We start from the raw sequence: 19,065 nt of genomic DNA, 5'->3' as shown, positions 1-19,065 counted from the left end.
ACTGGTGTGTTTGGTTGTGGAGTTGGGTTATCTGGGTTAACTGGTTCAACACGTTCTGAAAGGGTTACAGTGTAGACTTGGTCACGTGCTGTATCGTAGTCATAAACCTTAGCACCACCCGCTGTGAATTCATCGCTGACAAGGTTATAGCCTTGTTTCTTGAATTCTGTGATTTGACTTGTTGTGCTGTAGGCAATGGCTTCACCTGACTTACCTGTTACTTCATCTGTTGTGAGAACACGGTTACCGTTAGTGCTTACGTAACGGATAATAGCTTTTTGATTTTCTTTTTCAATGACTACATTAGAGTCTTTACCAACAGCATCTAAATCATTATCATCGTTTGGATCAATAGTTTTTGTTTCTGCATCATATCCATGAATAGATTGGTTGTCACTAATTTTCCAACCAACTGGTACTTGAGGAATTTCAGTAACATCTGCTCTTGTTGTGTCATTAAAATCATTTTTGTATTGTCTACGGACAGCTGCTTCTTTATTTTCTACTACTTCACCATTTGAATTGATGTAATGTCCATCTTTGTCGACTAAATTGATATAACCTAAGTCTTTATACCAAACGTTGACAACTGTTTCATTTATATAGTCTGGGTTAACTGTTAACTCATCAACACTCTTGGCATCTGCGTAAAAACCTGGATTAACTGGGGTCATAACTTTCTTGAAGGTATAATCCAAATCTCCGATAGCACGTTTCCGACGACGCGAACTACCTTGTGCGGCATGAGCCTCAATAGCACTCTTTAATCTTAAGCGTGCTTCTTGATCTAACGGAATATTCCACCCGCCTTTTTTATTTGCCTTTGCATCTTCAACTCGAAGCCCCTTTACAGGTTTTAAGGCAATTTTATCTTTTTCTTCTGACTCTTTGTCTACTTCAGAAGTTTGTTCAGCTACTTTTGATTCTGCATTTTTCTTTTCAGCAGATTCAATTTTGCTCACTACTTCAGTTTTATCAATAACTTTAGTCGTAGTCGTCCCTCTGAGTTCCAAAGCAATAACTGCAGCTTGAAGTTCAGACTCTGCTTGAGATAATTCTGATTCTGTCACATCTGCTTTATTTAGTAATTCTTTAGCAGATTGTATACTAGATTGAAGACGTTTTACACTTTCTTCAGTGTACAGTTTAATTTCCAATTTTTCTGCACGCGAAAGAGCCGCTGATAATTTTGTCTTATCAACAGCATTATTAGAAGGTACTTCTTCTTTCTGGCTTTTAGCTTCTTCAACTTTTTCTGCTGGTGCCTTAACATCTTCAGATTTAGTTGGAGTTACTTCCACTGGATTTGAAACAGATGGAGCTGCATAAGACTTCTCTGACTTAGTATTTGTACTTTGCTTTTCCGCAATCTTAGCAGAATCATCGAACTTATCAGCTTTAACTGTCTTTGTATTTTCAGAACCATTTTCATCAGCTTGTACAGTTTGAGCATTAGCAGCTGATCCTAAGACCAAGGCTGTACCAAGTAAAACACTCGCTGCACCAAAGTGATACTTACGAATAGAAAATCGTTGTTGCATACTATACCAGTCAAATGATTTCTTATGTGAATGTTTCATTTTGAACTCCTAAGTAATATTTTATAATTCCTACTCTACAACTATTTAATATATAAATCAACACTATCCAAGGAATTACTATATCGTATTTCTGATTTTCAGAGCCAGTTATTATATTCTCTTTTTTTTGAATCGTCGGAACATTTTTTTAGCTCTAACATTATAGTTGATTAAAAACAGAAAAATGATATAATAAATTAAGGAGGAAATACCCTTATGAGAAACCTTTTATCCACGAAAGATCAGCGACAATTACGTTTAATGAAAATCCTAATTCAACATCGCGATTGGTTGAAATTACATGAACTTGCCGACAAGTTAGGATGTACTGAGCGAATCTTAAAAAGTGATTTAAATGAATTGCGTGCTGCATTTCCAACTATCGACATCCAATCTTCTGTTAACGGAATCATGATAGATTTAGAAGTTAACACTAGTGTAGAAGTTGTATATCAATATTTTCTAGCTCATTCTCAATCTTTTCAATTACTAGAGTATATGTTCTTCAATGAGGGGTTACCTATTTATCGAACAATAGAAAATCTTCACTCTAGTAATGCTAATCTCTATCGATTGGGTCGAAACATTTCAAAAACTCTGTCAACTCAATTCCAAATTGAACTATCATTTACTCCATCCGAGATACGTGGGAATGAGATTGATATACGCTATTTTTTTGCTCAATACTTTTCTGAGCGCTATTATTTCTTAGACTGGCCTTTTCCTGACCTTCCTGAGGAAGATTTAACAGAGTTTGTTGACTTCTTCTATAAAATCACGAATTATCCAATGCGATTTTCAATTTATAGAATGTACAAACTGATGATAGCTATCAGTATTTACCGCATCAAAAATGGTCATTTTATCGACTTACCAAATCATTTCTACGATGAATACTACCCTATTTTGGAAAGTATTCCAAATTTTGAAGAGATACTAGGCTATTTTTCTCAAGTATTTGAACTTGAAATCACTCCAGATATCATTGCACAAATTTTTATTTCCTTTATTCAAAGTAACATTTTCTTAGATCCTCAAGAATTCTTCAACTCTATAGAAGATAACAGTGAAGCAAGACACTCTTACCAATTACTGAGTCAAATATTAGAACGTCTAGCAAAACAATATAAGATTACTTTTACTAACCACGATGAGCTGATTTGGCATTTACACAACACTGCTTTCTTTGAAAGACAGGAAATCTTTTCTACCCCAATCTTATTTGAACAAAAAGCATTGACGATTAAAAAATTCGAAGTTTACTTCCCAGACTTTATGGGAAGTGCACGTCAAGAACTGGCTCAATATCGTCAGGCAATTGGACAGCATGACCATCCTGAACAGTTGGAACACTTGACGTATACCCTATTGACCCATGCTGAAAACCTCTCTACTCAGTTGTTAGAAAATCGACCACCTATCAAGGTTTTGATTATCAGTAACTTTGACCATGCTATATCCCTTACCTTTGTTGATATGCTTTCCTATTACTGTAATAACCGCTTTACCTTCGATACTTGGGATGAATTGAAAACAAGTCCTGAGATTTTAAATCAGACAGATTACGATATCATCGTGTCTAATTTCTATATTCCAGGAATTACCAAGAAGTTTATTTGTCGAAATCATCTGTCAATCATGGATTTGGTTAATCATCTTAACTGTTTATCAAATGAGATTCATATATCCAATACTTTATAAGTTATCAAAAAAGTCAGCATGATTCTGCTGACTTTTTCTCTTATCTGATTTCTATACTTCTTTTACAAAAACCAATTCCTGTGGCTGGGACAAATCTTCTCGGTAGGTAAATCCTGCAAAACTTAAGCGACGTGCTTCCTCCACCGTCTGTACTTGATTTTCTATCAGAGCTGTCAAGAAGGCACCACGCGCTTTCTTAGAAATAGTTGAATGAATCTTCAACTGACCACCTCTATTCTCCATGAATTTGAAGGTCACCATTTTTTCTCTGATTTCCTTAGAAAATACAGTCTCAAACTCGGATGACAATAGAGAGAAAATCATTTCTTCCTGCTTCACAGCCTCATCATAGGCTTGCTTCCAATGGCTCTTCAAAGTCTTACCAGCGACCTTTAATTTCATCAAAAAGTCCAAACGGTGAGGGGCTATGGGTGACAAGGCTGGAACGACTCCGTACAAAGCCGAGGTAATAAAGACATGATTTTCAAGATAGGCTTGTTCTACCTCAGTCAGTTTGTCTCGCTTGATATGACGGTACATAAGCCCATCAAAAAGTTTCAAGGCTGGGTAGTGTTGAGCAGTTTGACTTTTCAAAGCTTGGATATGTTGAAATTCTTCCGCCGCTTTCTCAGCTGATACCTTGTAAAAACTCTCCAATTGACTAGCAGAATAGAGGGCCAAGGCATCAAGTACGGCCTGACTTTCTGGTTTTAAAGGAGTTACTTCGATACTCGGCAAGTCTGTGTTCATTTCTTTTGCTGTTGGGATTAAAATTTTCATATTAATAGTGTAGCATATTTTTTTACCACTACCAAGAAGTTCATCTGAAAAGAGACTGGGAAAAGGCTTAAAAATCAGAGAAACGCATAATATCCGGTGTTGAAAAACCTTGATACTATGCGTTTTATTATGAAAAGATTTACTTCATTTTTTCCTGAAATTGAGTTTTTGCCCAGCCTCTTCCCTTACTGCACTTTAAAGGTCTTGAGATAGTTGTCTTTTCCTACTTGACCTTCGAAGGTTTTACCATTTTCGAGGTAAGGGAGGTCATCTGATACTGAGGCCTTAACCTTGTAAATCTTGCCATCAACTTTAAAGAAGTAGACGGTGTCGCCCTTGATAACAGCTGATTTGAGGTCTGCTACCACACCCTTGATACTTTCTGTGGTTTCATTATCAATTTCAAGGTCGTTTTTATTGGCGTACTTGCTGAGCAGTTCTTCTACTGTAGTAGCTACGATAACATTTTGGTACTCGACTGCATCAACCAAAGCGTACTCTTTGACCAAGCCAGCATTGTCCTTCAAGCCCATGATGTAGAGAGGCTTGTTATTGAGGTTGATGAGGATTGGGAAGGTTGCCTTGTAGGATTTCTCCTGAACAGCACCTTCGGCTGATTCACGGGCTGATTCTTCGGTCGCAGAAGCCAAGCTATACTTAGTGATTTCCCCTGTTCGCATATTTTCAAGGATGAAACCAAGATTACTCTCATCCGCATTGGCTGACGTCACACCTGTGTAGAGATAAATGTCATTGCCGATAGACAAGTAATTATAGCCCTTGGTAGTCTGGGTCACGTTTTTCTTGGAAATCATAGCATTCCAGAACCCGTCCTTGTACTTGCCGTTGTAGTTGATTTGCTCAATGGTTTCCTCAGCTGGATAAACTCTGTCCACCCATTCTGGAACATCTGATAAGCTGTATTCCTTGGTTTCTCCATTTGTAGCATCCAAGATAATGACTGAAACAGGACGAGGAACAGCAAGTCCAAATTGCTTTTGGTAAACCGTTGCTACATAGAAAGGATTGCCCTCATCGTCCACCTCGAAAGATGGAGTTTTGAAGATTTTGGTTGGATACTTAAAGCGCAGGTGACGTTTGACATCACGGTTAAAATACTCTGAATCTGAATACTTGATGGGTGTCTTCAAGTCCACCAAGTCCGCATTCCCAGTTACCATGTCCACCTTGATATACTCACCGATTCCCTTGGCCTGATTGTTAAACCATTTGATAGGATCTGCGTATTCTAGTGGCGTCACTCGATAAGGTTTCCCATCAATCGTCAATTGGGTATAGGTATCTGCCGCCACATACTGCGAAACCTTATCCGTTAGGGAACCCAAGTAGCGGTCCCCAATTTTTTCAGCAGTACTTCTATCCAAAATAGGAACCTTACTGGTGTCACTCTTAGGAAATTCAGTAAAGTCTTTTTCCGTAACCGTGACTACATTGGCATAATTTTTAGCCTGAAAAATACTGGAAGTCACCAAGGAAACCAAGCCAGCCAAGAGCAAAATTCCTCCAATAGAAGCTAGAAGAATTTTCCCTAACCGATTGATTTTGACATCCTCTAGATTTAAGGCAGCTTCCGCCTTGCCGTGGCGCACATGAACCGTTTTGACCAGATTGATTCCTCTGCCAAAGCCAAATAAAACTGCTACAACCAGTAAATGCCCACAGAGGAAAAAGAGAAACTCCCAGCTGGTCAGGTTAAGAGGCGGTAAAAATATATACCAAGTTGTTGCGATAAAAATAAGTTCGAAGACTATTCGTTTCATTTGCTTTCCTCCTAAATGATTCGTCCTTCCAAGTGATCCAGTTCATGCTGGCAAATCTGGGCTGGGAAGCCTGTCAAGGTAATGGTCTGTTCCTGCCACTTGCTGTCACGATAGGATACCGTAATCGTTTCATAACGGGTCGTCGATCGAACCCCAGTCAAAGACAAACAGCCTTCTTCTGTCTCATAAGGTCCTTCAAAGGACAGAAGTACTGGATTAAACATGACCACAGGAACCAAACCAAGATTAAAGATAATCACGCGCTTCTGCACCCCAATCATATTGGCAGCCAGACCGACACAAGTCTCACGATTTGCTAAAAGCGTATCCTGTAAATCTCTGGCAAGATAAAGGTCTTCCTGACTTGCCGGCTGAGATACCTGAGATAAAAACAAAATATCCTTCACAATTTTCTTTTCCACTTCCTCACACCCCTCTTGCTTTTTACTATATTATAGCAATTATAGCACAAAAGCCGATAACTGCAAGCCCTTTCCCTCAACTGTAGCAAAAAGCCATCCGAAGATGACTTTTTCTTTTTAAATCGCATTCTTGTCAAAACCGAGTTTACGTTGAACAAACTTAACGATTTCAACAATGATAATCATTGAGAAGCTACCGCCCATAACGATTCCCCATTGTGACAAGTCTAGTTTGGTTACGTGGAAGATTCCTTCAAGCGGTTCTACGACGATTGTTGCCATGAGAAGAATGAAGGATACCAAGATGGACCAGTTGAAGGTCTTAGACTTGAATGGGCCAACTGTCAAGATGGATTGGTAAACAGACTTGACATTGTAGGCATGGAAGAGCTGAATCAAGCCAAGGGTTGCAAAGGCCATAGTAAGAGCATCCGCATGAATGGCATGATTGTCACCCACATGAACTGGGTAAAGAAGGGCAAGACCATAAACACTCATAACAATTGCTGCTTGGAGTACACCTTGATAGATGATAGAACTCAAAACACCACCTGAGAAGAAGCTTGCCTTGCGTCCACGTGGTTTATGGTTCATGACACCAGGCTCAGCAGGTTCAACACCAAGAGCGATAGCTGGGAAAGTATCCGTTACCAAGTTAATCCACAAAAGATGAACTGGCTGTAAGACATCCCAACCAAACAAGGTTGATAGGAAGATAGTTAATACTTCAGCAGTATTGGCAGAAAGCAGATACTGGATAGTCTTTTGAATATTTGAGAAGACCTTACGTCCTTCTTCAACTGCGACGATGATAGTCGCAAAGTTATCATCTGCAAGAATCATGTCAGATGCCCCCTTAGAAACCTCTGTACCAGTGATTCCCATACCGATACCGATATCGGCTGTTTTCAGAGCTGGCGCATCATTGACACCATCACCTGTCATGGCAACGACTTTACCTTGTTTTTGCCAAGCCTTGACGATACGAACCTTGTGTTCTGGAGACACACGGGCATAAACAGAGTATTGACCAACGACTTTTTCAAAGTCTTCATCAGATAGTTCGTTGAGCTCAGCACCAGTTAAAACGTGTCCTTCTGTATCATTTGCATCAATGATTCCCAAACGTTTGGCAATAGCTTCTGCAGTATCTTGGTGGTCACCTGTAATCATAATTGGACGAATTCCCGCTTCCTTAGCCACACGAACAGCCTCAGCAGCTTCAGGACGTTCAGGGTCAATCATCCCAATCAAACCAGTAAAGATTAAATCATTTTCAAGCTCTTCAGAGATCAGGTTTTCTGGAATACTATCGATAATCTTATAAGCACCTGCAAGGACACGCAAGGCTTGGTGGGCCATTTCAGAGTTGTTTGTGTGAATGAGGTTTGTAACCTTCTCGTCAATCGGAGCAATATCCCCAGCCTTATCACGAAGAACACAACGTTTCAAGAGTTGGTCTGGCGCACCTTTAACAGCTACGAGGAAGCGTCCATCTGCAAGTGGATGAACTGTTGACATGAGCTTACGTTCAGAATCAAATGGCAACTCAGCCACACGTGGATATTTCTCTAAGAAACCTTTAACATCGTAGCCCTTGTCCAAGGCATACTGGATGAAGGCTGTTTCAGTAGGGTCACCAATCAGATTGCCTTCGACATCAATCTTAGTATCGTTAGCTAAGACTACTGAACGTAGAAGCGGCATTTCAAGACCCAGTTCAATGTCACCAGCTGAGTCATGTAGGACTGCATCATAGAAGACTTTTTCAACGGTCATCTTGTTCATGGTCAACGTACCAGTCTTATCAGAAGCGATGATTTCTGTTGAACCAAGAGTTTCAACTGCTGGCAACTTACGAACGATTGAGTTTCGTTTGGCTAAAACTTGAGTACCAAGGGCAAGAACAATAGTTACGATAGCTGGGAGCCCTTCTGGAATAGCTGCAACGGCAAGGGCAACAGAGATCATCAACTCACCGAGTGGATTTTTCCCTTGAATGAAAACACCCACTACAAAAGTAACAAGTGCAATAACCAAGATAGCATAGGTCAAGACTTTAGAAAGGTTGTTCAAGTTTTGTTTAAGTGGTGTATCTGTCTCATCCGCATCTTGAAGCATACCAGCGATATGACCAACTTCAGTGTACATCCCTGTATTGACAACAACACCCATCCCACGACCATAGGTCACGTTTGAGTTTTGGAAGGCCATATTGACACGGTCCCCAATACCAGCATCTGCAGCAAGTTCAACTGTCAAGTCTTTTTCGACTGGCACAGACTCACCTGTCAAGGCAGCTTCTTCGATCTTAAGAGAATTAGCTTCTAGCAAACGTAGGTCTGCAGGTACTACATCACCAGCTTCGAGAGCGACGATATCACCTGGTACCAATTCTTTAGAATCAATCTCCGCCATATGACCATCACGAAGAACGCGGGCAGCTGGACTAGACATGGATTTGAGGGCTTCGATAGCTTCTTCTGCTTTCCCTTCTTGGTAAACACCAAAGGCAGCATTGATGATTACCACGGCTAAGATGATAATGGCATCTGCGATATCTTCCCCACCAGAAGTCACGACTGACAAGATTGCTGCAGCAACTAGGATGATAATCATCAAATCCTTAAATTGCTCGATAAATTTGACCAGGATTGATCGTTTCTCGCCTTCTTCGAGTTCATTGTGGCCAAATTCTGCAAGGCGCTTTTCCGCCTCACTTGATGACAAACCTTGCTCGGTCGCATCCACAGCCTTCAAGACCTCTTCAGGACTCTGAGTGTAAAACGCTTGGCGTTTTTGTTCTTTTGACATGTGTCTCCTCCTTGACATTGTGTGCAAAACAGACTCTCTTTTCCCTCATCGCATCTTTTCACGACAAACAAGAAGAGACCTGTTAATCATAACAAGTCTCGCTGTTTAAGATAGTGCCGGAAAGCATACTTTTCAGTATAAAATTCGGAATGACGACACTATCACAGGTTTCTGCCAGCTACTCCCTTGAGTAGTACTATTATACCAAATTTTGAAAAGTTTTCAAAGAGTAAAAAATGACTTATTTGAATTTTCCCTTGAAAACCAGTATAATGGTAGAATGCTATATGACTAGAAAGGAAGTTGAATGAAGCAATCTATCTCAAATCTCAAGTTAGCTGAGCGTGGGGCCATTATCAGTATTTCGACCTATTTGATCTTGTCTGCAGCCAAATTAGCAACTGGTCACCTCCTTCATTCATCCAGTTTGGTGGCCGATGGTTTTAACAACGTGTCGGACATCATTGGAAATGTGGCCCTCTTGATTGGAATCCGGATGGCGCGCCAGCCTGCAGACCGAGACCACCGTTTTGGCCACTGGAAGATTGAGGATTTGGCTAGCTTGGTCACTTCCATCATCATGTTCTATGTTGGTTTTGATGTTCTAAGGGATACCATTCAAAAGATTCTCAGTCATGAAGAAACGGTTATTGACCCTCTGGGTGCAACTCTAGGAATCATTTCTGCAGCGATTATGTTTCTAGTTTATCTCTACAATACTCGCCTCAGTAAGAAATCCAACTCCAAGGCACTCAAGGCTGCCGCCCAGGACAATCTTTCTGATGCTGTTACCTCACTTGGTACTACCATTGCCATCCTGGCCAGCAGTTTCAATTATCCCATTGTGGATAAACTGGTTGCCATTATCATCACTTTCTTTATCTTGAAGACTGCCTATGATATCTTTATCGAGTCTTCCTTTAGCCTTTCCGATGGTTTTGACGACCGCCTGCTTGAGGACTATCAAAAGGCCATTATGGAAATTCCCAAAATTAGCAAGGTTAAATCTCAAAGAGGTCGCACCTACGGTAGCAACATTTACCTTGATATTACGCTAGAAATGAATCCTGACTTGTCTGTTTTTGAGAGTCATGAAATCGCGGATCAAGTCGAGTCTATGCTGGAGGAACGTTTTGGCGTCTTTGATACCGATGTCCATATCGAGCCAGCACCTATCCCTGAGGATGAGATTTTAGACAATGTCTATAAAAAATTGCTCATGCGCGAACAATTGATTGATCAGGGAAATCAACTGGAAGAACTCTTAGCTGACGATTTTATCTATATTCGTCAGGATGGAGAGCAGATGGATAAAGAGGCTTATAAAGCTGAAAAAGATTTGAATTCAGCTATCAAGGATATTCAGATCACTTCCATCAGTCAAAAGACCAAACTCATCTGCTATGAGTTAGATGGTATCGTCCATACCAGTATCTGGCGTCGCCACGAAACTTGGCAAAATGTCTTTCATCAAGAGACCAAAAAAGAATAGAGAAATCCTGTCATGAGACGGGATTTTTCTATTCTTCTAGCTATCAAATTCACTTAAATATTCATAGCGTTCGTATTTTTCAAGGAGTGCTTCGTTTTTCTCATCCAGTTCTTTTTGAAGAGTAGCTAGCTTACCAAAGTCAGAACCATTGGCCTGCATCTCCTCTTCAATAGCAGCGATACGATTTTCCAAGACTTCAATATCGCCTTCAATGCTTGCCCACTCCTGCTTTTCTTGATAGGTCATGCGTTTCTTGTCTTCACGCACCTTGACCACTTTTTCTTTTTCAGCCTTTTGCACTTGATTGGCCATCTCTGTTTCAAAGGCCTTTTCATCAAGGTAGTCAGTATAATGACCAAAGAATGGACGAATCTTGCCATCCTCAAAAGCTAGAATCTTGGTCGCTACCTTATCCAAGAAATAACGGTCGTGACTAACTGTCAAAACAGGTCCCGCAAATCCTTGCAAGAAATTCTCTAAAACTGTCAAGGTTGCAATATCCAAATCATTTGTCGGCTCGTCCAAGAGAAGAACATTTGGTTTTTCCAATAGCAATTTGAGGAGATAAAGACGCTTTTTCTCTCCACCAGACAATTTCTCAATCAAGGTTCCATGCGTCGAACGTGGGAAGAGGAACTGCTCCAGCAACTCTGCAATCGAAGTAGTAGAACCACCGCTGGTCTTGACCTCTTCTGCAACTTCCTGCAAGTAATTGATAACTCGCTTGCTTTCATCCAAGCCCTCAATTTGTTGAGAGAAATAGGCGATACGAACGGTTTCCCCAATCACCACTCGTCCTGCTGTCGGCTCAAGACCTCCTGCAATCAGGTTGAGTAGGGTTGATTTTCCAACACCGTTGTCTCCAACAATTCCGATACGGTCTTTGGCCTGCACCAAGAGATTAAAATCTTGCAAAATGGGCTTGTTTTCATAGGAGAAGGAAACATCCTGAAACTCGATGACTTTCTTCCCAATCCGACTAGTCTCAAAATTCATGGTTAAGTCTGTCTCAGCAACACCACCTGAAACTTCTTTCTTCAGGTCATGAAAACGATTGATACGAGCCTGTTGCTTGGTCGCACGCGCCTGCGGTTGTCTGCGCATCCAGGCCAATTCTTGCTTATAAAGCTGTTCTTTTTTGTGAAGAAGAGCCGCGTCGCGCTCATCCTGTTCTGCCTTTAGGCGAACATAGTCCTGATAATTGCCCTGATATTCGGTCAAGCCTGCGCGATCCAATTCGAAAATCCGAGTTGACAAAGCGTCTAGGAAATAACGGTCGTGGGTAATAAAAAGGACTGTCTTCTTGGAATTTTTTAAAAAGAGGGTCAGCCACTCAATAGTCGAAATATCTAAGTGGTTGGTCGGCTCGTCCAGCAGCAAGAGGTCGTGGTTGCCAAGTAAGACTTGTGCCAACTGGACCCGTCTTCTCAGACCACCTGACAATTCCCCAACAGGAGTCGACAAGTCCTGAATCCCCAGCTTGCTAAGAACCGTCTTGACCTGACTCTCAATTTCCCAAGCTTGGAGAGAGTCCATTTCTGCCATGACACGTTCTAAACGAGCCTGCTTGTCCTCACTGTAGTTGAGCATGATCAATTCATACTCACGAATGAGCTGGATTTCCTTGAGATCGCTAGATAGGACCGTATCCAAGACCGTCTTGCTATCATCAAAATCAGGATCTTGAGTCAAGTAACCAATCTGGTAATCATTCTTAGCTGAAAAGGGACTGACATCCCCATCAAAGCCAGAAACACCAGAAAGAACATCTAAAAGGGTGGTCTTCCCAGTCCCATTGACACCAATCAAACCAATTCTGTCTAGGTCATGGATGATAAAGGAAATATCCTTAAAAACGGTCTTGTCACCGACGGATTTACTTAGTTTTTCAACGATAAAATCACTCATTTTTTCTCCCTCAGATAAGCATGGATGGCTTGACGGTCATTTTCCAATTCTCCATCGACAATGGCATACTCAATCTCTGTTAAAATCTCTCCCAAATCCGGACCTGGTTGATAGCCATATTCCTTAATCAAAATGCCACCATTAATCTGAATTTCTTTCTTATCATGAATGGTCAAACTCTGGTAAGTTTCAGTGATGGCTTGTGGGTTGACTGGTTTCCCTTGAGCCTGACGGAGATTTTCAGCCTGTAAAAGAAAATCCAAGTCAAAGCGATAACAATCGCGCTTGCTCAATTCTCCCTTTTCACGCAAGGCCAAAATAGTCAGTAAATCCTGAACTTGCTTAGCAAACTGACGTGAGGTCTTCCAAGCCTTCAAAAATGGCTGCGCATTTTCAATCTCCAAAGCCCACAGTAGAGCAGCCCAGGCTTGCTCTGAAGATTCAAAGGTGAAATCAGTCTCCAAATCAAACAGTCTGTTAAGTTTGTCTTTGCTAGATGCCATATCAGGGAGATAGTCATAAGCTTGACTCTCAATCATGGAAGCCAAACCCCTTCTCCAAAATGGAGCCAGCAAGAGTTTATCAAACTCAACGAAGGTACGCTCCACAGAAATTTTCTCCAAAAGTGGCGTCAAGGTCTTCATTGCTTTAAACGTTTCTGTCTCAAGTTCAAAACCAAGACTGGCTTGAAAACGGAAACCACGCATAATCCGCAAAGCATCTTCGTTGAAACGCTCACTTGCCACTCCAACTGCTCGTAAGACTTGCTTTTCCAAATCTTCTAAACCATGAAACAAGTCAATGATTTCTCCTGTATCGTCCAAGGCAAAGGCGTTGACTGTGAAATCACGGCGTTTGAGGTCTTCTTCTAGCGAGCGCACAAAAGAGACCGCACTGGGTCTGCGATAGTCCACATAGACATCCTCTGTCCGAAAAGTAGTCACCTCATACTCCTCGTCCCCATCTAAGACCAAGACAGTTCCATGCTCGATTCCGATATCGGCTGTTCGCGGAAAAATCTGCTTGGTTTCTTCTGGATAAGAAGACGTCGCAATATCCACATCATGGATAGGACGATTGAGGAGGGCATCTCGAACAGAACCTCCAACAAAATAGGCCTCAAAACCTGCTTCTTTAATTTTTTCTAATACTGGTAAAGCCTTCTGAAATTCAGAAGGCATTTGCGTTAATCTCATAATAAGTGTTCTAATCCATAGACAAGCTCATGACGCTTGACAACTTCTTTAATTCCCAAATTCACCCCTGTCATGAAGGAGCTGCGATCATAGGAGTCATGACGGAGTGTCAATCCTTCTCCCTGATTACCAAAGATGACTTCCTGATGGGCTACCAAACCTGGCAAACGCACTGAATGGATCCGCATGCCATCAAAGTTAGCACCACGAGCTCCTGCAATCAATTCTTCCTCATCAGGCGCACCTTGCTGGATAGACTCTCGAACTTCTGCCATTAACTCAGCTGTTTTAATAGCTGTTCCACTCGGAGCATCCTTTTTCTTGTCATGATGGAGCTCGATAATCTCCACATTTGGGAAATATTTAGCAGCCTGCCTTGCAAATTGCATGAGTAAAACAGCACCCAAGGCAAAATTTGGAGCGATCAAACCACCCAAATTTTGTTCACGAGAAAATGCTTTCAGCTCTGCAATTTCTTCACTCGTGAAACCAGTTGTTCCAACAACTGGAGCAAAGCCATTCTCAAGAGCAAAGCGTGTATTTTCATAGGCAACAGCTGGTGTAGTAAAGTCTACCCAGACATCCGCTTCAAAACCAACCAAATCAGCCTTATCCTTGAAAACAGGAATTCCCTGCCATTCTGACTCAGACTCAAAAGGATCCAAAACTGCTACCAAGTCCAAGTCTGGATCAGCCAAGACCATCTGACAAGCAGCCTGACCCATCTTTCCCTTAAAACCAGCAATAATTACTCGAATACTCATCTCTACTCCTGACTAAGATACGAAGGACGTTAGCTGCCCTTGAAAAATAGGGAATGACGCTGACTTTCCATGAAAGGCAAGACAGGTATCTTTTTTTATGAGGCAGGTAGTCCGTGTTCAATTTCTAAGATACAAAGCCTGTAAGAACACAAAGTGAAAATAAGAGGTCTGATCAATGAGTAGATACTCCTTGGAAGAACTATCTTTTTCACACAAGGTTTCAGGCGTGTTCATTTGTTAACTTCTTAACTAAGCTAAAAGTCCCAACTAAATCACTGGAATATAGCCTAGAGCAATGCTTCCTGCTCCTAGGTGTGTGCCAATGACACTACCAAATGTAGCAAGTGAAACATCCGTACCTACTCCAGATTCAAGTAAGTGCTGACGCAATTCCTCAGCCTTTTCAGGGGCATTTCCGTGAATAACAATGATACGGTATTGGCCTGAAGCTGTGGCTTCCTTGATAATTTCAATTAAGCGCTTGGTTGCTTTCTTTTCAGTACGAACTTTTTCGTATACTTCAATTACACCTTGGTCATTGAAATAGAGGATTGGCTTAATGCTTAGCAGATTGCCCAAAATCGCAGCTCCATTTGAAAGGCGTCCACCTTTAACCAAGTGGTCCAAATCATCCACCATGATGAAAGCAGATGTATGACTAATCTGAATAGCTAGCTTATCCTGAATAATGGCAAAGTCATCACCCTGGTCTCGCCAGTTAAAGACACTTTCAACCATGATACCCAGAGGAGCACTTGTAATCAAAGTGTCTGGGAAGGCAATGGTTAAGCCCTCATAATCATCGACCATGTACTGGATATTTTGGTAAAAACCTGAAATTCCAGAAGATAGGAAAAGCCCCAAAGCATGTGTATAACCTTGTTCTTTGAGCGAAATTAGAATCTCATCTAACTTGGCAATACTTGGTTGACTGGTCTTAGGCAATTCAGAAGCCTGAGCCATTTTTTGGTAAAATTCCTCAGCAGTCAGATTAATACCCTCGACATACTCCTCACCATCAATATTGACAGGAATATCCAAGACATATAAATCTTCTCTTTGCAGGGTCTCTGCACTGAGATAGGCAGAGGAATCTGTGATAACAGCTAATTTCATATTAGAACTCCAAATTGATTCCTGGTAAGTCTAATGCAATTTCAGTTACTTCGTAAGTCAAACGGTTGAGCATGTTCAAACATGGACGAGCCAAAGTTTCAACTTCCTCTTGATTAAACTCACTTGGTTCATTTACAATACGACCTTCCACATGGTTAACTTGGGAAATCGTTCCACTGATAACAAATTTGTCAAAGACAATCATAAAACTTAAGACAACCACTAAAGATGTCACTTGATTTTCTTGGTCATGTTGGAGTAATTGGAAGTTCACATCCACCTTAGTTTCAGGAGTTCCATTTTCATTTTCCCATTCAAAATTACGCGCATCAAAATGATACTGACTGACAAATTCTTGTTCACGTTTAAGATTCATGTCTTTCTCCCTCGGCTACAATATTATAAGCTATTGTACCATAATTTTTTATTTTCATCTAGTTTTCTCGGATTTAGTCAATCCCGATTTCAGCTCGAACTACGTCTGCGATGGTATCAACATAGTAGTCCACTTCTTCTGTTGTAGGCGCTTCTGCCATGACACGCAAGAGGGGTTCTGTTCCACTTGGGCGTACTAGGATACGGCCATTCCCTGCCATTTCTTCTTCCATCTTCTCGATGATATCCTTGATAGCTGGCACTTCCATAGCCTTTTCCTTCATGGCATTTTCCACTCGGATATTGACTAATTTTTGTGGATAGATGGTTACTTCTGCTGCCAACTCTGACAAACTCTTACCAGTTTCCTTCATGATTTTTGTCAATTGAACAGCAGATAATTGGCCATCACCTGTTGTATTGTAGTCCATCAAGATGACGTGACCAGACTGTTCACCACCGAGGTTGTAACCTGATTTTCTCATTTCTTCAACAACGTAGCGGTCGCCAACTGCAGTGACTGCCTTGTTAATGCCTTCACGGTCCAAGGCCTTGTGGAAACCAAGGTTAGACATAACAGTTGTCACGATTGTATTTTGAGCCAATTGTCCTTTTTCAGAAAGGTATTTCCCGATGATGTACATGATTTTATCACCATCAACGATATCCCCATTTTCATCAACAGCAATCAAGCGGTCACTGTCTCCGTCAAAGGCCAAACCAATAGCTGATCCACTTTCTTTGACCACTTCTTGAAGGGTTTCTGGGTGGGTTGAACCAACATTAAGGTTGATATTAAGACCATCTGGTGTTTCCCCTATAACAGTTGATTGAGCTCCAAGGTCTGCAAAGATTTGACGGGCACTTGTAGAAGCGGCACCATTGGCTGTATCCAAGGCAACCTTCATTCCATCAAGAGGAGTTCCAGTTGAGACAAGGTAGCCCTCATACTTACGCAAGCCTTCTGGATAATCTACCAAGGTTCCCAAGCCTTCAGCACTTGGACGAGGAAGAGTATCTTCTGCAGCATCTAACAAGGCTTCAATTTCTGCTTCTTTTTCATCATCTAGTTTGAAGCCATCACCGCCAAAGAACTTAATTCCATTATCAAGGGCTGGGTTGTGGCTAGCAGAAATCATGACACCAGCACTTGCTCCTTCAGTTTTTACCAAGTAAGCTACTGCTGGTGTTGCAAGGACACCAAGTTTGTAGACGTGAATCCCTACAGAGAGGAGACCTGCCACCAAAGCAGATTCTAGCATTTCCCCTGAAATACGTGTGTCACGTCCTACAAAGACTTTCGGTGCTTCCGTTTCATGTTGACTAAGAACATAGCCTCCAAAACGTCCTAGTTTAAAGGCCAATTCTGGTGTTAGTTCTACGTTAGCTTCTCCACGGACTCCATCAGTCCCAAAATATTTACCCATTTTTATAAAATCCTTTTCCTATTTTTTAATTCGTTTTTGAACTATTTGATTTAGTTGACGAAGACGTCTCCGACGAACTACTTGCACTTGAATTAGATGCACTTGAACTTGGTGCTACTGGTTTTGTAGTCACCTTCATTGTTGTGTCGAACGGAGTAATAACTGCCGGTAAGACAACACCATTGCGATCGATTGCCTGCAAAGGTACTGAACCACTGTAATTACCGGTTATGCGTTCGCTGGTTGGTAAAAGCGCAATAATACGATCGATTTTAGCTAATGTTTCTTGGTCAGTTGTGACAGAAACTCGTTCGTTTGACACGGTTACACTATCAATTTGTAGCTTGGAATCAATCTGGCTTTGGTCAACTTGTGGCACAACAATCATCCCATCTCGCTTAACCTTCTTCCCAACTTTCACTGTAATCTTTTGAGGCGTTGCCACAGCGGTCAATCCGCTTGGAAGATTTTCAATATTCAAGGGAACTTCAATCGTTCCAACACTGGCATCCGTCAAATCCGCTGTGACCTTAAACTTACGAGTGCTCTCCTGCATTTCGCTGGCCAAGGTCACACGATTAGCTCCGGTTAATATCACTGAAACTTCTGATGCAAATCCACTAATGAAATACTGGTCATTATCATAGTGAATATCGATAGGAACGTTCGTTATCGTATTGGTGTAGGTTTCTGATTTGACCTGCCTTGCGGTATTGCTATTTTGAAAGTTGGTTGACGTTGCATAAATGAATAAGACACAAGCAAAAAAGAGAGATGAAATGATATATAGACTATTTTTTCTCATATTTCCAACCTCCTAGCAAACGGTCCTTGAAACTGACTTTTTCCTCAACAGCTGGCAAAAGAATTGCTCGTAGCTCTGCTTCAAATTCTTCAATCGTCAAGTCGTTCTTGAAAACACCGTTATAGGTAATAGAAATGCCTCCTGTTTCCTCTGAGACGATGAAGGTCAAGGCATCGGATACTTCTGACAAACCGATAGCCGCCCGGTGTCTGGTCCCAAATTCCTTGGAAATCCCTGTGCTTTCTGTCAAGGGAAGATAGGCAGAGGTTACTGCTATTCGATTTTCTCTGATAATCACAGCACCATCGTGTAGGGGAGTGTTGGGGATAAAGATATTAATAAGGAGTTCAGCTGAAATATTGGCATCCAAAGGAATCCCTGTCGCAATGTATTCTTGTAAGGTCCGAACTCGTTGGATGGCAACCAGAGCACCAATCTTACGAGGACTCATATATTCAACCGACTTGACAAAGGCACGAATCATTTGCTCCTCTGCACTAATTTGAGCAGTAGAAAAGAAATCTGTCGCCCTTCCCAAGCGTTCCAAACCAGTCCGAATCTCTGGAGAGAAGATAACAACCGCAGCAATAACCCCATAGGTGATAATCTGATTAATCAACCAAGAAATCGTTGTTAAATCAAGGATATTGGCCACAACCTGGGCTAATACAAAGATCACGACCCCACGCACCAAAATCATAATCTTGGTGCCAGCTATCGCTTTTGTAAAACGATATAAAATATAGGCCACAATCAAAATATCAAACAGATTGATGGCAATACTCCAAGGACTAGAAAACAAGCTAGTCCAATATTGCAGATTGGATAATTGTTGAAAGTTCATCTGCTGTCTCCTCTCTGTCCAAACACGTTCCTTTCTATTATACCATTTTTCTGGCATTTT

15 protein-coding genes are annotated in these 19,065 nt (G+C 41.4%); 2 read left to right on the top strand and 13 right to left on the bottom strand.

What is annotated here, in order from left to right:
• The coding region (locus PAN07_RS09330; RefSeq protein ID WP_269797735.1) for a YSIRK-type signal peptide-containing protein at nt 1-1,580 on the bottom strand (1,580 nt) is incomplete at its 3' end.
• Between the two features lie 216 nt (nt 1,581-1,796).
• Between PAN07_RS09330 and PAN07_RS09325 the strand changes: the two genes are divergently transcribed.
• Nucleotides 1,797-3,281, top strand: a complete 1,485-nt coding sequence (locus PAN07_RS09325) for a M protein trans-acting positive regulator PRD domain-containing protein (RefSeq protein WP_084861819.1) — start codon at nt 1,797-1,799, stop codon at nt 3,279-3,281.
• Between the two features lie 51 nt (nt 3,282-3,332).
• Here PAN07_RS09325 and yaaA read toward each other — a convergent pair whose 3' ends face one another.
• From yaaA to PAN07_RS09305, 4 genes are all read right to left on the bottom strand, one after another.
• Nucleotides 3,333-4,061, bottom strand: a complete 729-nt coding sequence (gene yaaA, locus PAN07_RS09320; protein WP_125448148.1) for a peroxide stress protein YaaA — start codon at nt 4,059-4,061, stop codon at nt 3,333-3,335.
• 185 nt (nt 4,062-4,246) lie between these two features.
• Complete coding sequence (locus PAN07_RS09315) at nt 4,247-5,842, bottom strand: hypothetical protein (protein ID WP_269797734.1); 1,596 nt, start codon at nt 5,840-5,842, stop codon at nt 4,247-4,249.
• Nucleotides 5,843-5,853: 11 nt separating this feature from the next.
• Nucleotides 5,854-6,264 (bottom strand): peptide deformylase, encoded by a 411-nt coding sequence (locus PAN07_RS09310; protein WP_269797733.1) that lies wholly within the window; start codon nt 6,262-6,264, stop codon nt 5,854-5,856.
• A 117-nt stretch (nt 6,265-6,381) separates the two neighbouring features.
• A complete protein-coding gene (locus PAN07_RS09305) occupies nt 6,382-9,078 on the bottom strand; it encodes a cation-translocating P-type ATPase (RefSeq protein WP_269797732.1) in 2,697 nt (898 codons plus the stop codon).
• Between the two features lie 307 nt (nt 9,079-9,385).
• Here PAN07_RS09305 and mntE point away from each other — a divergent pair, with 307 nt between their 5' ends.
• Nucleotides 9,386-10,570, top strand: a complete 1,185-nt coding sequence (mntE, locus tag PAN07_RS09300; RefSeq protein WP_269797731.1) for a CDF family manganese efflux transporter MntE — start codon at nt 9,386-9,388, stop codon at nt 10,568-10,570.
• Nucleotides 10,571-10,606: 36 nt separating this feature from the next.
• On the opposite strand, the gene PAN07_RS09295 is transcribed toward mntE, so the two are convergent.
• The 8 genes from PAN07_RS09295 to cdaA form a co-directional block, all read right to left on the bottom strand.
• Nucleotides 10,607-12,478 carry an ABC-F family ATP-binding cassette domain-containing protein gene (locus PAN07_RS09295; protein ID WP_269797730.1) on the bottom strand — a complete coding sequence of 624 codons (1,872 nt, stop codon included), beginning with the start codon at nt 12,476-12,478 and terminating at the stop codon, nt 10,607-10,609.
• Nucleotides 12,475-13,674 carry a CCA tRNA nucleotidyltransferase gene (locus tag PAN07_RS09290; protein ID WP_346658452.1) on the bottom strand — a complete coding sequence of 400 codons (1,200 nt, stop codon included), beginning with the start codon at nt 13,672-13,674 and terminating at the stop codon, nt 12,475-12,477. Before PAN07_RS09290 ends, PAN07_RS09295 begins: the two co-directional genes overlap by 4 nt.
• Nucleotides 13,671-14,438 (bottom strand): 4-hydroxy-tetrahydrodipicolinate reductase, encoded by a 768-nt coding sequence (gene dapB / locus PAN07_RS09285; protein WP_261105310.1) that lies wholly within the window; start codon nt 14,436-14,438, stop codon nt 13,671-13,673. Before dapB ends, PAN07_RS09290 begins: the two co-directional genes overlap by 4 nt.
• Before the next feature lie 267 nt (nt 14,439-14,705).
• Nucleotides 14,706-15,554, bottom strand: a complete 849-nt coding sequence (locus PAN07_RS09280) for a DegV family protein (RefSeq protein WP_261105311.1) — start codon at nt 15,552-15,554, stop codon at nt 14,706-14,708.
• A gap of 1 nt (nt 15,555) precedes the next feature.
• Nucleotides 15,556-15,930, bottom strand: a complete 375-nt coding sequence (locus PAN07_RS09275) for a DUF1149 family protein (RefSeq protein ID WP_136937592.1) — start codon at nt 15,928-15,930, stop codon at nt 15,556-15,558.
• Between the two features lie 73 nt (nt 15,931-16,003).
• The gene (glmM, locus tag PAN07_RS09270; RefSeq protein ID WP_269797729.1) at nt 16,004-17,356 is read right to left on the bottom strand and encodes a phosphoglucosamine mutase; all 1,353 of its coding nucleotides are present in this window, start codon (nt 17,354-17,356) and stop codon (nt 16,004-16,006) included.
• Between the two features lie 25 nt (nt 17,357-17,381).
• Nucleotides 17,382-18,161: a CdaR family protein gene (locus PAN07_RS09265; RefSeq protein WP_269797728.1), complete on the bottom strand. Its 780-nt coding sequence runs from the start codon at nt 18,159-18,161 to the stop codon at nt 17,382-17,384.
• Complete coding sequence (gene cdaA / locus PAN07_RS09260; protein ID WP_269797727.1) at nt 18,148-19,005, bottom strand: diadenylate cyclase CdaA; 858 nt, start codon at nt 19,003-19,005, stop codon at nt 18,148-18,150. The genes PAN07_RS09265 and cdaA overlap by 14 nt, the downstream gene beginning before the upstream one ends.
• Nucleotides 19,006-19,065 lie beyond the last annotated feature (60 nt).

It is taken from the genome of Streptococcus sp. SM5 (assembly GCF_027497975.1).
This window is presented reverse-complemented; position numbering and strand designations above follow the sequence as displayed.

Bases quoted from the DNA above. Each gene is read 5' to 3' on its own strand.
- PAN07_RS09265 (WP_269797728.1), bottom strand. From the start codon at position 18,161: ATGAGAAAAAATAGTCTATATATCATTTCATCTCTCTTTTTTGCTTGT.
- PAN07_RS09305 (WP_269797732.1), bottom strand. From the start codon at position 9,078: ATGTCAAAAGAACAAAAACGCCAAGCGTTTTACACTCAGAGTCCTGAA.
- yaaA (WP_125448148.1), bottom strand. From the start codon at position 4,061: ATGAAAATTTTAATCCCAACAGCAAAAGAAATGAACACAGACTTGCCG.
- dapB (WP_261105310.1), bottom strand. From the start codon at position 14,438: ATGAGTATTCGAGTAATTATTGCTGGTTTTAAGGGAAAGATGGGTCAG.
- mntE (WP_269797731.1), top strand. From the start codon at position 9,386: ATGAAGCAATCTATCTCAAATCTCAAGTTAGCTGAGCGTGGGGCCATT.
- PAN07_RS09315 (WP_269797734.1), bottom strand. From the start codon at position 5,842: ATGAAACGAATAGTCTTCGAACTTATTTTTATCGCAACAACTTGGTAT.
- PAN07_RS09280 (WP_261105311.1), bottom strand. From the start codon at position 15,554: ATGAAATTAGCTGTTATCACAGATTCCTCTGCCTATCTCAGTGCAGAG.
- PAN07_RS09295 (WP_269797730.1), bottom strand. From the start codon at position 12,478: ATGAGTGATTTTATCGTTGAAAAACTAAGTAAATCCGTCGGTGACAAG.
- glmM (WP_269797729.1), bottom strand. From the start codon at position 17,356: ATGGGTAAATATTTTGGGACTGATGGAGTCCGTGGAGAAGCTAACGTA.
- PAN07_RS09275 (WP_136937592.1), bottom strand. From the start codon at position 15,930: ATGAATCTTAAACGTGAACAAGAATTTGTCAGTCAGTATCATTTTGAT.
- cdaA (WP_269797727.1), bottom strand. From the start codon at position 19,005: ATGAACTTTCAACAATTATCCAATCTGCAATATTGGACTAGCTTGTTT.
- PAN07_RS09290 (WP_346658452.1), bottom strand. From the start codon at position 13,674: ATGAGATTAACGCAAATGCCTTCTGAATTTCAGAAGGCTTTACCAGTA.
- PAN07_RS09325 (WP_084861819.1), top strand. From the start codon at position 1,797: ATGAGAAACCTTTTATCCACGAAAGATCAGCGACAATTACGTTTAATG.